At 59.6% G+C, this 15,318-nt stretch carries 8 protein-coding genes; 2 read left to right on the plus strand and 6 right to left on the minus strand.

What is annotated here, in order from left to right:
• Positions 1 to 4 precede the first annotated feature (4 nt).
• Both C1X29_RS08730 and C1X29_RS08735 read left to right on the plus strand, forming a co-directional pair.
• Complete coding sequence (locus C1X29_RS08730) at positions 5 to 4,111, plus strand: neuraminidase-like domain-containing protein (RefSeq protein WP_102717251.1); 4,107 nt, start codon at positions 5 to 7, stop codon at positions 4,109 to 4,111.
• Positions 4,108 to 8,445: a hypothetical protein gene (locus tag C1X29_RS08735; protein ID WP_102717252.1), complete on the plus strand. Its 4,338-nt coding sequence runs from the start codon at positions 4,108 to 4,110 to the stop codon at positions 8,443 to 8,445. The genes C1X29_RS08730 and C1X29_RS08735 overlap by 4 nt, the downstream gene beginning before the upstream one ends.
• A gap of 8 nt (positions 8,446 to 8,453) precedes the next feature.
• On the opposite strand, the gene C1X29_RS08740 is transcribed toward C1X29_RS08735, so the two are convergent.
• From C1X29_RS08740 to C1X29_RS08765, 6 genes are read right to left on the minus strand one after another with little or no spacing between them, the layout of a single operon-like run.
• Positions 8,454 to 9,785, minus strand: a complete 1,332-nt coding sequence (locus C1X29_RS08740; protein WP_102717253.1) for a DUF58 domain-containing protein — start codon at positions 9,783 to 9,785, stop codon at positions 8,454 to 8,456.
• Positions 9,782 to 10,783 (minus strand): MoxR family ATPase, encoded by a 1,002-nt coding sequence (locus tag C1X29_RS08745; RefSeq protein ID WP_102717254.1) that lies wholly within the window; start codon positions 10,781 to 10,783, stop codon positions 9,782 to 9,784. Before C1X29_RS08745 ends, C1X29_RS08740 begins: the two co-directional genes overlap by 4 nt.
• Complete coding sequence (locus tag C1X29_RS08750; protein WP_102687240.1) at positions 10,780 to 11,946, minus strand: DUF4350 domain-containing protein; 1,167 nt, start codon at positions 11,944 to 11,946, stop codon at positions 10,780 to 10,782. The genes C1X29_RS08745 and C1X29_RS08750 overlap by 4 nt, the downstream gene beginning before the upstream one ends.
• Positions 11,943 to 13,487: a DUF4129 domain-containing protein gene (locus C1X29_RS08755; protein WP_102717255.1), complete on the minus strand. Its 1,545-nt coding sequence runs from the start codon at positions 13,485 to 13,487 to the stop codon at positions 11,943 to 11,945. Before C1X29_RS08755 ends, C1X29_RS08750 begins: the two co-directional genes overlap by 4 nt.
• Entirely contained in the window at positions 13,474 to 14,451 is a 978-nt protein-coding gene (locus C1X29_RS08760; RefSeq protein ID WP_102717256.1) for a stage II sporulation protein M, read from the minus strand. The genes C1X29_RS08755 and C1X29_RS08760 overlap by 14 nt, the downstream gene beginning before the upstream one ends.
• Positions 14,448 to 15,173: an RDD family protein gene (locus C1X29_RS08765; RefSeq protein WP_102717257.1), complete on the minus strand. Its 726-nt coding sequence runs from the start codon at positions 15,171 to 15,173 to the stop codon at positions 14,448 to 14,450. The genes C1X29_RS08760 and C1X29_RS08765 overlap by 4 nt, the downstream gene beginning before the upstream one ends.
• Positions 15,174 to 15,318: the final 145 nt, after the last annotated feature.

Raw genomic sequence — 15,318 nt, forward strand, 5'->3', positions numbered from 1 at the left:
GGTGATGCTCAACAAAACTTCAGGTGAGCTGTCAGCCCTGCGTCGCAATGCGTTGATTGATTTCTGTCTTCACGCAAAACATGACAAGGCCAGTCATCCCTTTCCGATGAATACCCAATCGGCGGATGACCTCTGGGAATGGCTGCGCACCGATCCGCTGGACAGCGACGAAATTGAAACCTCGTGGGTGGCGGAGGCCAGGAGCTGTTTGCAGTCCTACCTTTTTGCGGTGTTGCAGAAATTTGAACCGGGGTACGACGGGCGGGAGTTCGATCCTGACCTTCTGCAAGAGTGGGATCTCGCCAGCAGTTACGGGTCGTGGTCGGCAAGTATGCTGCTGTTGTGCACACCTGAGGATTACATCACGCCTTATGTGCGCATCCGCAAAACCGGTTTGTTCAGGGCTCTTGAGAGTTATGTGAATCAGACCTCGATCACTGACGATTCGGTGCTCAAGGGCGCTCAGCGCTACCTGCGCAGCTTTGAAGAAACGTGCAATCTGAACGTCAAGACCGGTTATCTGGATGGGTCCAATCCGCTGGAGACGCATTATTACCTGGTGGGCAGGCAACGTGTTGCACCTTTTGGCTGGTTCTGGCGTGAAGCGAACATCAAACTCGCCTTCGACTCGCCATCGGTCAACCCGACTGACTGGCGAGAATGGAAATCTGCCGACATTCCCACCGATGACACTGTGCTGGATTGTCGGATGGTCTTTTGGGAAGGCCGGGCGTGCATGGTCTGGGTCCAATGGCGCCCGGGTGTTTTCGATAACGCGGGTCAACTGCAAAGCCTCCATGAGCTGGAAGTCATGGTGGCGTTCATCGCGCTGGACGACAGCTGGTCGCCACCCATTCGCTTGCATCTGCTGCAGACGGACAAGGACGTTTCGAAGGGTTGCCGGCTGGTCGCGGTAATTTTGCGCGACGAGATCGATACCTCGTATCCCAAGGGCAGGCTGGCGGTACATGTGACCAATGCCGAGCCCAAAGTCGGTACGTCGTCTGTGGTGTCTGTCGCTATCTATGAAACCCGTGACTCGCTGTTTCGCAAAGTGAAGGACGAAACGGCGGTCATGGATTACCTGGCCAATCAACTGTTTGTCGAGCGCCGTACGCTTCAGCAAAAGATGCAGCCGAAGCTGTTTCCGGCCGTTGACAGTGAGATCACCAAGCCCGGCACGCTGGCCGAGTACCTGGGGATCAAGGCTTATATCGTGCGTAACAGCGCTACTGAGCACTCGCTCTGGGTTCAGGGGCATTGTGCCCATGTCTCACGTGGCGGTGGCACGAACGTTGAGTTCACGCTGAAAGTCGAATTCACCACTGGTGGTGACCCGGACCCAGTTACTGCCAGTTACTCGAGTTCCGGTGGATGGGCAACGAAATGGCAGGAGATCAAGCGAACAGGGTTCAACAGCAGCACGCTCACCGTGAAACTGACAGGCGCCGCAGACTACGGTGAGCGAACCCTCGTCCTGACGGTCCCCGCCACGCTCGGTGATCATGGACCTCTACCGTACATCCATGACACCGATGCGCAGGGCGCCCAGTTTCTGGCCTTCAACCAACCGGCAAACGTTCTGAAGTTGAAATACGTCCGGCTCAATACGTTGATCGGTCACGAACTGGTGTTGCGCTCCAGTGTATCGATCGGCGTGTTGCTGGACTGGGCGACGCAGTTTCCGAAGGAGCCGCCTTTGCCCGAAAGCCAGGTCGAGCCGAACGGTCCGTTCGATGGTGCCAACGGTCTGTTTTTCTGGGAGCTGTTTTTTCACTTGCCACATCTGATTGCCGTCCGGCTGCGTGACGAGAACCGTTTTGAGGCGGCCCAGCGCTGGCTGCATTTCATATTCGAGCCGCAGTCGCCCGCTAAACCAGCGCAGGGTGATACCCCGGCAAGGCCGCAATACTGGCATTGCCGGCCTCTGGACGTGGAAAAGCCCGACATCTGCTATTGCTATGAAGTCTTCGCACCGGGGGATCCGGATGCCATCGCCTATTCATCGCCCTGGCATTACAAGGTCGTGATTTTCCTCGAGTATGTGAACAACCTCATCGCCTGGGGTGACTGGCTCTATCGCCAGATGACGCGGGACAGCCTGACGGCCGCCAAGCTGCAGTATGTCCGGGCCCGATCGCTGATGGGAGCCAGGCCGGATACCCGTAGCGTCAATCGCTGGGTTGCAAAGGAACTTGGTGAACTTGTGGGAGAGATGCAGACCCGACCGGCCCTCGCGGAATTTGAAACGACATTGCAGCTGCGAACAGAGGATTTACCGGTCAGGGCTGCGCGTACTCAGCATTTGGGTGTGTACGGCACGCGTTCTTTCAATATACCGGTCAGCCCGCGTTTGCTGACGTTCTTTGACCTGCCTGATCAGCGTATCGACAACATTCGCCATGGTCGGACAATCGACGGCAAGCTTGCATCCATCCCTCTTTTTACCGCCATGGATCCAAGTGAGTTGTTGAATCGCCTGGCAGCCGGTAAGGCGGGACCGGTGCGACCGATGGGTGGACAGTTGCGAGTTGCGGTCTATCGCTGGGACGTACTGTTCAATGCAGCGTTGCAGATGGTGCAGTACCTGCAGGAGCTGGGGAACGAAGTACAGCGTCTGCTTGAGCAGCAGGATCGTGTCCAGCAGGAGACGTTGCAGCAACGCCATTTGACTGAGCTTGGCGAATTCGCTCGTCGGGCACAGGAAGAATCCATAGCACGTGAGGTCGAGGGCCTTACGGCGTTGCAGCACAGCAGAACCATGGCCGAAGAGCGAGAGCTGCACTACGCCGATCTGTACGACAAGCACATTTCTCCCGATGAGTTCAAAGTCATGGAGCATGTTGAAGCCGCTTCGGGCCTCGCTTCTCTGGCCACTGGCTTTGAGATGGGGGCAGCGGTAATCCATGCGTTCCCCAAAATCTTTGGATTGTCCAATGGCAATCATGAGCCGGCTTATCTGGTCAGTGCCGTGGGATTTGGTTTTCGGATGGCCGCAGACGTGCAGCGCGCCAGTGCCGACAAGACGGCCACCTCCGAAAGCTATCGTCGTCGCCGAGAGGATTGGTGGTTGCTGCGTAAACAGGCCAATACTGAAAAGAATGCGATCAGTGCCCAGATTGCAGGTCAGGAACGGGCCATCAATGCAGCAAGGATCAATCTGGAACACACCCTTGCCGCGAATAGCCAGGCGCTCAGACTGTTCGAGTTCCTGCAGACCCGGGCGACCAATCTGGAGCTTTACCAGTGGTTGATGGGGCAACTGCAGACCTTGCACTTTCAGGCGTATGACGCCGCTGTTGCTCTGTGCCGGAGTGCCCAGACAGCCTTGCGGGCGGAAACCTGTGAGTTCGATGCCTATCAACTGAACACCGATGTCTGGAGCGACCAGCGGCGCGGCTTGACGGCTGGCGCGACATTGCAGGCCGGTTTGTTGCGAATGCGGTCGGAATATCTGCAACGCAATGAGCGACGCCAGGAGATCGTCAAGACCGTTTCGCTACAACGATTGTTCAATGATCCGGCGACCCGGCCAAAGGGTTTTGACAACTGGACTGATGCGCTGGACCACTTGCTGGCAACGGGCGCACTGGATTTCGAGCTGATCCAGCTACTGTTCGATCGCGACTACCACGATCATTACTGCCGCCAGATTTCTCGTGTCGAAGTCAGTCTGCCGGTGCTCACCGGGCCCTTCGAAAATGTGGTGGTGAAACTGATACAGGTCGGCAGCTATATCGCTACAAAACCGTCGATCGAGTCTTTGGAATATCTGCACTCCGGTGGAGGCGTTGCGCCTGTCGATGTGCTGATCAACCTGAGCAGTGGGCAGCAGGTTTCCCTGTCTACCGGGCTGGATGATACCGGTGTGGTTTCACTCAGAGCTGACGAAGGCATGACGCTGCCGTTCGAAAACACCGGTGTCGTTTCGCGCTGGCGGATCGAATTTCCCTGGCATTTGAACCAAAAGCCGATGCTGTTATCGCTGACCGATATCGTGATCAAGGTGTTTTACACCGCCAAGGTCGGGGATCTGGCTTTTTCCAGAAAAGTGCAGGAACTGGTGAACGAAGCTGAGCGCAAGGTCGAGGCCAAGGGGACTCAATCATGATCGAAATCGACATCGACACGGATCACAATTTCGTGATGAACGGCGACATGACTGAGGGCTATGACCACTGGGACGATGTGGCCAATCCGGGGGGCGTCGAAATCCGGAACGACGGTAACGTATCGTACATGGCGCTAACCCACCGCGCGGCGGTTCGGCAAAGGATGATCGTGCCGATCGGACAGCAGGCGGAGGTCCGTTATGGCCTGCGTCTTCTTTACGACACCACCTATTTGTCATCGCCCGGGCTAGTGGTTGTAAACAAGCGGGGGAGTGACGAAAAGTTCGAAATCGAATTGCCGGTGAAGACAGGGTTGCAGGATGTCGATCCTTTGGCGATTGATCTGACCGAGATGCGCAAGGATTTGCCGGACAGCCTGGATTTACAAGCGGGTGATGAGCTGGAGATTAATTTGAGCAGCCCGGCAAGGGGTGTGGGCGAACCCAGCTCTGTGGAAATTCGTCTGACCGGGATAGAGATAAAGCTGAATCTTCCGGAGTTGGGGGGGGTGGCCGTTCTCATTGATGGCAAACGTTTCGACGCGGGCAACGTTGTGCCGATCTGCCTGGGGGCTACCGGGGATCAACATCACAGGGTTTTGTTTAAGGTTGATCCGCAGAGTGTCTGGAAAAATCTCGAGGCCAGCCTGTGGATTGAAGATAACCCGCTGGAGGCCATTACCGCCGAGCCCGAGTTGGGAACATCTCAGCTCATCAGTCTGGACTGGCTGCTGGATTGTCCGCAGCCGTCAGGCAAAGAACCTTATGAGCTGGAGGCGAAGATTTACAGCAAATACTCGGCGCCAGCGTATCCGCTATTGGTTTCCTGGGGGCATCACCTCCTGGAGCTGTTCGTACTCAAACAGGCCGAGACGTACCCGGTCATCGAGTACAACCAATCGGTGGAGCTGCAGGTTCAGGTCAGATCCTTCTATACCCAGGCACCGGTAGCGAGTGAGGTGGTCTGGCGGGCAGAGGATAAGGCCGGGAAGGTTTTGCACCGGGCACCCACCGATGCTCAAGGTCGAGCGACCTATCTGTGCACGCCAACCGAGGATGGGGTGAGCAGGGTTATCGCCTCGGTTGCCAGCCCTTTGTCCGACGATGGCGAAGCGACGCATATCTTCGAAGTTCGGGCGTTTGCTATCGATCCGTTCAAAACCTTACAGGCTCGGTTCGATGGTGGGGCACCGGCCGTCTGGGGGGAGAAGACCCGCTATCCGGAACGCGGTGAGTCATTCCCTGTCAATCTGGATATTACTGCGGAGCATCCTCTGATTGCCGCCAACTTTTTCCTGATCTGGGCAAATGGTGATTCACAAGAGGACGTTGGAGCAACCGCTCAACCGAGCTTCGGGGCTCCTGCGCCTGTAGTTGACGGTACAGTCCTCTGGACAACGACCTTCGAGGACAAGCGCGACGGCCTGTTTGATTGGGTTCTCGGTTGTTCCAGGTTGCAGCATTTATCGCCAGGCAATGCCCTGTCGCTGGCTTACAACAGAGTCGAGATCGGCAAGACCTGGGGGCCGAACAAGTTGCCGAGGGTGGACGAAAGCGAAATCGTCACCTGCATGGTGAATGTGCAGAAGGGCGACAGACAGCCTGTCAGTAACGTAAAAGTCGAGTTTGAAACACCGAAGGGTACAGTCACATCCCTCACGGGCGTGGATGGCTGGGCAAGCGTGGATTACTTGCCCGCCAATGCCGGTGACCAGAATATCGTCGCGCGGGTACAGCGCCACGAAGACGCGCCAGTGGATGAACATTCATTCGCCGTCGAAGCTTTGCCCACCAGCGCATGGAAGGGGCAGGTCAACTTCTCTTTGGACGGGAAACCGATCGATCGACTGATTCAGGGTGTGGTCTGTCGGCGTGGCAGAGCGCACAAGCTGCGGATTGATCCCGTTGCGAACAGCAACTTTATCGGCAAGTCGATTGCTCTGCACTGGAATGCAAATACGCCCCCTTTACCGGAGTTTCAGCTGGACCCGCAAGTCGATGTTCCTCGGGTCATGACTATTTCCGGCCTTGAGTGGGACATCACCTCGGGCACCGATCTCAGCGGGTTCTCGACATTGGCGTTCAGCAGTTCCCATTTGCCGGAAAAGTGCGAGTTTCCCTTGCGGCTGCTGGCCGCCGATCTCGCCAGTGAGGTCCGGGCGATGCTTGATCATGTTTCAGCTGAACCGGGTAACGACAGGTTGTATCCCTGCCTGTGGACGTCTCACCAGTCGATGTATATGCCATATGGGATCAGCGCACTGCATGGGCTGCCTGTGAAAATGGCCATCACACCCTTGGCACCGGGAATGGAGGTCAACCCACCACTGACTGAGGATGTCGTCATGACGGCGGGTGGTGCGCGCAGGCAACTGGACTTCACCAACAGCACAGCCGATGTCGAGATGACTCAGACCGCTACCATCATGATCGATGGAGAGTCGCTGACGGCGCAGACTCAATTGAAGTTGGGCCATCACAAACTCAAGATTCTGGCCACGCGCGGTCCTGCCATTGATCCCGTCATGAGCAAGGGCGAGCGTGCCAGGGTCGAGTTTCGCTTGGGCTCGGCGTTCAATGATCAGCCGGTCAAGGGGGCAGAAATCTCGGTGCAGACCGGGAGTGCCGGGCCGGTTTCCTTACGGACAGATGCCGATGGCTGGGCGCGGCACGATGCACTGCCGAGTCAGGCCGGTATAAGCTTCATCACTGCTGTTGCTTCGAATCCTTACGATGGGTCAACGGCGGAAACCCGGACGCAGCTCACTGCCCTGGCAACGGATCCCTGGCTGGATCTGGATCTGGATCTGGATCTGGATCTGGATCCGGATGTTTCCGTGAGCGCTTCACAGCGGTATGTGTGGGCAGCCAACGCGTTGTTTCCGAGACGCGGTGAGGCCTTCGGTTTCCGGCTTTTTGCGAGGGATGGCAGCCCCTTGCTTGATCAAAAGTTAGCGCTGGGTCTGGTTAATCCCGGCCGGAGTGAGGTCGGGCTCGAATTCAATCGGGTGTTGGGTGAATTCCACACGCTGGATGAGCGGGGGCTGGATTTTGAGCTCAAGGATGGAGATGTGAAGGACGCCAGTGTGTCTTTGCAGTTGGCTGCCTTTCGCTTGCTGGAACGTTCTCCTGTTCAGCCCCTGTCTTTGGGAAGTCGAGCCCTTGTCGCCCGGATTACCTCGACCAGTAGTGTTCTTGAGGTCGTTGATTGGGGAGCAACAGTGAACGCTGAAGTCACCGTAACCCATGTGTTGACCGGAAAGGCCATGAGAGGTTTACCGATCCGGTGGGAGTTGTCGGAGCAGGAGTCTCGGGTGACTTCCACCAACTATCGGGGGGTTGCGCAGATCAGCTTTGTTCCCGAAGTCGCGGGTCCAGGTATCGTCACCGCTTCTGTTGCCGGTGGCGCTGATTCGGCTTCAGTCGACTTTCGTTATTCAATGAACGAACCGTGCCAGATTGAAGATTTGGTCGTTGATGTGTCGAGCGGAAATCCCGGGCAAAAAGTGTCGGCGCATGTTTTCGTGGTTTCGGCTCTTAGCAAGAAGGCGCTGTCAGGGATCGAGGTGGGCTGGCGGCAGGGTGAACAAATATTGCCTTCGACATTCACTGATGCTCAAGGCAAGGCAACGATCGAGTTCTGGAGGGTGCCCGGTGAAACCCGATTGATCGCTTCGGTTCGAAGCGGTCTGGCCGGTAACAATGTGAAGTCGCTGATACTGTCAGCCCCGCCGGATGAGTTGGTCGTTGCAGAGCTGGCCAGTGACAAAACCAGATTTTGGCTGGGTGAGACCATGACAGCACAGGCCCGAGTGCGCTATGAGCGACACGGGGGAGTTGCACCAGGCGTACCGGTGGTTTGGCGTTTCCCGACTTCGCAGTCGCGCACCTCCATGACCAATGAAAATGGACTGGCAATGATGCAAGAGATGCCTGCGCAAATTGGTTTGCATCAGTTGGCTGCCTATGTCCAGGAGACATCTGGCGGATCCGGGACTTTGAATTATGAGGTTCTTGATCCGCTTGATTCTCCTAACCATGCAGATATCGAGTCTGTGACAGCTTCGATCAGTCCGGTGCTCGTTAACACGTACACCACAATGACCGCGCTGATTGTGGCAACGCGGTCCCGCCAGCCTATGGCGAACAGGAAAGTCTTCGTTTCCAGAAATGGACAGCCAAGCCAGGAATCAAGCACCGACAATCAGGGCAAGTACTCGCACTCCTGGTCGCCGACTTCAACCTCTGAGCAGGTTTCTCTTCGGGTCACCCTGGAAAACCCCGGCGGTACTTCGGTTAGCAAGGGGGTGACTGTGCCTGTTGTGGACCGTTGATCCGGAAGTCACAAGGCCTCGCCTTTTTTCCAGGCCAGATATCGGGCCACCAACTCGGCGCCCAGTTCGGTGGGCCGGGCATTGATGATCGGTAGTCCATGAGTCCTCAACTGCTCATGGAGTCTTGCCGTGCCGTTCAAGTAATCCACCGTTGCACAATAGGCCAGCGCTTCCGTCAGCGATTGAACCGGAGTCAGCCGCACGTGTTCGAGCCTTTCTTCGTACAGGCTGGCGATGAGTACGCGGTGTTGCCTGCCCAGTTGTGTCATGGCAGTCAGCAGCTCTTCATCAACCTCATCCCGCACATTAGTCACCAACACCACCAGCGCCCGACGCTTCTGCCTGGCCAACAACTGATCCACCGCCGCCGGATAATCCGCCGAACGTCGCGTGCTATCCAGATCATAAACACCGTTGAGCAACACCTTGAGCTGCCCCGTACCTTTGACCGGTGCAATAAACCGAGGCTGATCGCTGGCGAAGGTGGACAAGCCCACCGCATCCCCCTGCCGCAGCGCCACATAACTCAACAGCAGACACGCATTCAACGCATGATCGAAATGCGACAGCTCGCCGTCCTGACTGCGCATCTGTCGCCCGCAGTCGAGCATAAAAATGATCTGTTGATCCCGTTCGTCTTCGTATTCCCGGGCAATCGGTGTGCGGTGGCGGGCGGTGGCTTTCCAGTCGATCTGGCGCAGGCTGTCGCCTTCGCGAAATTCTCGCAGTTGATGGAATTCCATCCCTTGGCCACGGCGTTGGCGCTGGCGTACGCCGAGCTGGCTGAGCCAGTTGTCGACCGCCAGCAATTGGCCGCCGTAGAGACGGGCGAAGTCGGGGTAGACGCGGGTGTGGTCGGTGATGTTCAGCAGGCGTTTGCCGGACCACAGGCCGAAGGGGCTCGGCAAGTTGAGTTCGCAGGTTTCGAAAGTGAAGTGGCCACGTTTGAGTGGGCGCAGGCGGTAGCCGATCAGGCTGCGCTGGCCGGGTTGCAGCTCGGTGGAGAGCGGCAGGTTTTCATGGCTGAGGCCGTCGGGTACGTGGTCGAAGAGTTGAATGGCCAGTGGTGGGTCGAGGTCGTGTTCGACTTCCAGCCGGATTTCGCTCCAGCGACCGAGGGCCAGGCTGCCGGGCATCTGTCGTTGCACGCGGGGCGAGGGCAGGCGCTTGAGGCGCAGCGCGTCGAGCAGGCTCAGCGCAAACAGCGCCAGCAACAATCCCCAGTTGATCGACAGCAGGCTCGATGGCACCTCGACGTCCAGCGCCTGCAACGCGCCCAGCACAATGCCGATGACCAGCAGGATCGCCAGCCAGATCAACAGCAGGCGCGAGGGTTTCACAGGCGCGGCGCCGGTACTTGGTCGAGCAGTTGCTGAAGGACTTGATCGACTTGCAGCCCTTCGATGTCCAGCTCCGGTGCAAGGCGTACGCGATGGCGCAACACCGCCAGTGCGCAGCCCTTGATGTCGTCGGGAATCACGAATTCACCGCCGCGCAACAGGGCTCGGGCGCGGGCGCAGCGCACCAGTGCAATGGAGGCACGTGGCCCGGCGCCGAGGGTCAGCCCCGGCCAGGTGCGGGTGCTGCGGGCGAGGCGCACGGCGTAATCGAGTACCTGCTCGTCCATCGGCAGATCGCTGGCGATGCGCTGCAGGGCTTGCACGTCCTTGGCCTGCAACACGGTGCGCAGCGGTTGCACGTCGAGCATATCGGCGCGGGTCGAGCGGCTGACCTGACGCACCATGTCCAGCTCCTGATCGGCGTCGGGATAGTCCATGCGCACCTTGAGCATGAAACGGTCGAGTTCGGCCTCCGGCAGCGGGTAAGTGCCTTCCTGTTCGATCGGGTTCTGCGTGGCGAGCACCATGAACGGCTGGGCGATCGGCAGGGCCCGGCCTTCGAGAGTGACCTGACGTTCCTGCATCGCTTCGAGCAGGGCGGCTTGCGTCTTGGCCGGGGCGCGGTTGATCTCGTCGGCCAGCAGCAGGTTGGTGAACAACGGGCCTTTGCGCAGTTTGAACTGCTCGGTCTGCAGGTCGTAGACCGCGTGGCCGGTGACGTCGCTGGGCATCAGATCCGGGGTGAACTGGATACGTGCAAACTCGCCGCCGAAGCACTTCGCGAGGGCGCGTACCAACAGGGTTTTGCCGAGGCCGGGAACGCCTTCGAGCAGCACGTGACCGCCGGCGATCAGCGCGGTCAGCACGTCGTCGATCACCGGGTTCTGGCCGATCAGCGCCTTCTGCAATTCACCGCGCACCGCTTGCGCCAACTGGCTCGCGCGCTGGCGTTGCTGGGCCGCGTGGCCGGGCGAGCCGGGTTCGATGTGTTCGGTCATAGCGTGTTCCTCAAGGCTTGCAGGTGGGCGACCTGACGGCAGAATTCGGCGCTGGACATACGCCGCTTCGGTGCCGGGCTCAGGGCCTGGCTGATGGCACGGGTCGGCTGGCGGGTCAGGCGCGACAGCACCAGCCATTGTTCGGCGACGTTCAGTTGGTCGAAACCGGGATGACGATGGCGGGCGCGGCGCAGGACGTCCTGCTGCAACGCTTGCAGCAAGGTCTGTTGACCGTTGTGACGCAGGATGAAATCGGCACTGGCGCGCAGGTGTTCCATCAACTGCCGGCGACCACTCGGAGCCGGCGCTTGCAACGGTCCGTGACGCACGCCGACATGCCACAGCCACAGGCCGATCAGCGCCAACAGGGCGACGATGGCTTGCGGGAAATAGCGCCAGAGCAGGGTCAACAGACCGTCGTGTTCGGTGTTGTACAACAAGGTCACGGCGGTGTCGGCGCTGAGGTACCAGAGCAGCCAGGCATTGTCGTGCTGTGCAATCGCCGGGGTTTTCCACAGGTCGGCATCGGTGACCACGGTGATCGTGCCGAGGCCGAAAGCCAGTTGCATCATGTGCGTGGCTTTCGCGCTGTTGGCCCAGGCCTGGGCGAGGTTTTTCGGGTCGTCGAGGTGGAACGCGGTGTCGAACCCGGCATAGGCGGGCGCGTCTTCGTCTTCCAGATAGAGCTTGGTCAGGTTGGGGTAAGGATCTTCGGCGGCATCCGGTGGCGTGCCCTTGAGATCCTTGGTGAAGGATTGATGCAGTTGCACGCGGTCGAGCAGCAGGTCGTTGCTCTGTCCGGTCTTCTCATCCCAGATCGATTCGGCGACGAACACCAGCCTTCCGCCGGCCCGGGCCCAGTTCAGAACCTGATCGACCTGGCGCGGGGTCATTTTCGAGCGGTCGTTGAACATCAGCAGCGTGTGCTGGCGCGGGTCGATGTCGGGCAACACGGCGAGGCTTTCGGCATGACTGACGTCGATTCCGCGTTCACGCAGAAACATCTCCGCCGCCAGATAGGGATTGGCTTGTGCGGCGGGGGACGGGCCGTGATCGACCTCGGCCTGGTAAGGCGTGGCTTTGAGGTACAGATAAATGCCCAGCGCACCGAGCAGGGCGACGATCAGCGCGCCACCCAAAAGCCAGAGCGTGCGCCGGCTCAACGGGCAACTCCGTGGCCGAACAGGGTGCGCCAGCCATCACACAATTCCTGTTGCAGATGCGCCGCCGGTACGCGGTGCCCGTAGGCCATGTTCTGCCAGTGGCCGGTGAGATGACGGCTATAAGTGAGCAGGTCCGGTCGCTGCAATTGTTCGATCCGGGCCAGCACTTCGTTTTCGGTGTCGGCGGGTTTGAGGGTCAGGTTGAAGTCGTGCAATAGATGACTGAGCAGTGCCCGGTACAGCAGACCCAGTGCCGCACGCGGTTCGGTTTGCCAGAGTTGCTCCGCGTGGCTGGCGATGTCATCGGGCAGGCTTTCCTTTTGCAGATCCAGACCGAAGGCCTGTTGCGGCAAGGGCCTTTTGATCTGTTCGGGCAGGCGCGGACGGCGGCCGACGAACGCTTGCAGAAAATCCCGATAACGCCAGACCAGCCAGCCAAGCCCGGCGATAACTGCGCCCCACAGCACGACTTCGATCGCCTTGGCCAGACCGTCGAGGTGTCGGCCGTCCAGCCAGTCGAGCAGAGTTTTCAACCATTGCGGTGCCTCGCCTTCCTTGGGTTTTTGGGCAGTAGCGGGATCTTCGCCGAAGCGATAACGGGTGACGGTTTCCTTGTTCTTGAACGGCGGTTGTTCGAGCAAGGCCTTGATGCTGTTGCGGGACGCCTCGCTGGTCAAAGGCTGGTTCAAGAGGCGCGGTGCATCCGGAGCAGTGGCGGGGTCGGCAGCCCAGGCTGAGGGCAACACCGGCAACAGCAGACACGCCACCAGCAGCAAGCCGATCACGCTGCTGTTCAAACGCTGGCGCAAGCGGCGGAACACCAGTTCGATGTCCCAGGCTTCGAGGACGGTGCGGCGGTTCAGATACAGGCTGAACCCGCAGGCGACATACACCGGCTCCCAGATCACCAGGATCAGCGCATAGAACGCATTGGTCAGATGCTCCAGCCAGCGCCATTCGTAGTCGGCCGCGAAGATCAGGCTTTGCCAGTCCCAATCGGTTTCGACCTGTTGCGGCAGCAGCAGGTAGAACAACACCATCAGGCCGATCCACAGCGCCGTTTCCAGATGCACGCCGATGATCGTCAGCCACTGCGCGGCGCCGGCATTGCGTTGCAGCAACACCTGCAAACGCTGCTGGCGGGCCGAGCCGTCGAGGCCTTCGAGTTGCAGCACGGGCAGCAGGAAGCTGCGGCTCAGGCTGAAGCGGCGCCAGGTCAGGCTGGCGAGGAGTTGCGGCTTGAGCAGGCGCGGCCATTGGCGCAAGGCCTGTTTCAAGGTGGGTGTTTCGCCGAACAGTGCCTTGGACAGGATGTACAGCGGCAAGCGTTCGTAGGCCGGTTTCAGCCACCAGAAGATGAACACGGCGAGTGACGGCGAATCCCACAGCAACAGGCTGAGCACCGCGAACAGCGGCAGGGTGACGATGGCCCAACTGGTCATCAGCAGGCGCCGATGTTGCTGGCTCATGAGCACGCCCAGATCCATGGCTTCCCAGGTGGTGCGCGGACGGATCGCCACGGTCGCATCACTCAGGCGCATGACGGGTCCTTCCGGCGAATAGCAGATAGAGCGCCACGCAGAGCCAGAGCCCGGCGCCGACCAGGTATTTGGTCTGCGGCGAAACCCCGGTGCGCGACGACCAGTAGGCTTCGATAAACGCGGCGATCAACAGAAACAGCATCACGCCACAGATCAGCAGGATGCTCTGGCGCGCCGCGATCTGCAGGGCCTCGATTCGTGTCAGGCGTCCCGGCGCGATCAACGCCCAGCCCAGTTTCAGTCCTGCCGCACCGGCCAGGGCGATGGCGCTGAGTTCGAAAGCACCGTGCCCGATCACGAACGACCAGAAGGTCTGGCCGAAGCCGATCTCGCTGAGATGGCCGGCCACCGCGCCGATGATCAGCCCGTTGTAGAACAGGAAAAACGCACTGCCCACCCCCAGCAGCAAACCGCTGGCGAAGGTCTGAAAGGCGATGCCGATGTTGTGCATGATGTAGTAACCGAACATCACCCAGTCTTCGCTCGCCGCGCGCTCGGCCGAACGCCCGAGATGGCCGGCGGCGGGGTCGTACATGCTCTGCATCTCGCGCACCTGATCGGCGGGGATCAGGTTGTAGACCAGCTCCGGAAACAGGAAAACCAGCAAACCGAAACCGGCCAGGCTGCCGAAGAACAACAGGGCGGCGGCCAGCACGAAGCGCCATTCGGCGCGCACCAGCCGTGGAAATCCGGCCAGGATGAAACCCAGCACGTTAGCGCCGAGCTGACTGCGATGCCGATAAAGCTGTTGATGGCCGCGCAGCACTTGCTGTTGCAGCGAGTCGACCAGAAAACTGCTGTAGCCACGTTCCTGCGCCAGCGCCAAGTGCTGGCAGAGTCGGCGATAAGCCTTGGGAAATTCCGCTACCTGCGAAGTGTCCTTGCCGCGTTCCAGACGTTCGAGAGCGAGGGTGAAACGCTCCCATTCGGCCTTGTGGCGGGATTCGAAAAGGCTTTGCTTCATGTCGGACCCAACAGGCCGCGAGCGATGCCGTTGAGTTCAACGACGGCTTTCGGCGCGCTGATATGCAGCGGCTGAGCGAGCAATGCGGCGAGTTCGTTGACCCGCGCCGTCGACAGTTCGCCCTGGCGCTCGGCGAAGGCGAGCAGGGCGCGTTGTTCAGTCAGGGTCAGCGGGATCGGTGAGCAGCGGGGTTCGGCATCGGGCAATTGCGGACGTTTGAGCGGGCGTTCGCTGTAGATCACCTGCGTGCCGGCAGCGATGTCGCCCAGGCGTTTGAAGGTCGGGTGTTGCAGGCAACTGATCGCACCGAGGAAATAGCCGAACGGCATCAGGTCGACAAAACGCAGCAGGTTGCGCAGCAGCGAGGCCGACCAGCCGACCGGCGTGCCGTCGTCGTGCACCACCCGCAGGCCCATCCATTGCTTGCCCGGCGAGCGGCCCTGACGCAGCACCTCGAACAACACCATGTACCACCAGCTCACCACGAACAGCAGCAGTGAGCCGAGGCCGATGCCTAGTTTGCCGAGCAACGCCAGCACCATGAGCAGCAGACCCAGGATCAGCCCGCGCAAACCCAGATCGAGGGTGAACGCCACGGCACGCACCATCAGGCCGGCGGGGCGCAGCGGCAGGTCGATGCCTTCCGGCGTTTCGACCTGGTGCCGCGTGTCCAGTGGCGGGGCCAGCGGTGCTTTCCTTGGCGGTGCTGTGGTCTCGAGCATGGGCTACCTGATGTTGCCGGATCGGGATGCAAGTGCGTTCGATGCTAGCAGTCTCTCGGGGGGGAACGACATAACTATGTCATACACATCGTTCAACCAAAGGTGACTGAATGATGCGGCGCTGGCCGCGACCGCAGTCGAACGC

The organism is Pseudomonas sp. GW456-12-10-14-LB2, from assembly GCF_002884345.1.
GTDB lineage: Bacteria > Pseudomonadota > Gammaproteobacteria > Pseudomonadales > Pseudomonadaceae > Aquipseudomonas > Aquipseudomonas paraglycinae.

Bases quoted from the DNA above. Each gene is read 5' to 3' on its own strand.
- C1X29_RS08765 (WP_102717257.1), bottom strand. From the start codon at position 15,173: ATGCTCGAGACCACAGCACCGCCAAGGAAAGCACCGCTGGCCCCGCCA.
- C1X29_RS08730 (WP_102717251.1), top strand. From the start codon at position 5: ATGCTCAACAAAACTTCAGGTGAGCTGTCAGCCCTGCGTCGCAATGCG.
- C1X29_RS08755 (WP_102717255.1), bottom strand. From the start codon at position 13,487: ATGCGCCTGAGTGATGCGACCGTGGCGATCCGTCCGCGCACCACCTGG.
- C1X29_RS08735 (WP_102717252.1), top strand. From the start codon at position 4,108: ATGATCGAAATCGACATCGACACGGATCACAATTTCGTGATGAACGGC.
- C1X29_RS08760 (WP_102717256.1), bottom strand. From the start codon at position 14,451: ATGAAGCAAAGCCTTTTCGAATCCCGCCACAAGGCCGAATGGGAGCGT.
- C1X29_RS08745 (WP_102717254.1), bottom strand. From the start codon at position 10,783: ATGACCGAACACATCGAACCCGGCTCGCCCGGCCACGCGGCCCAGCAA.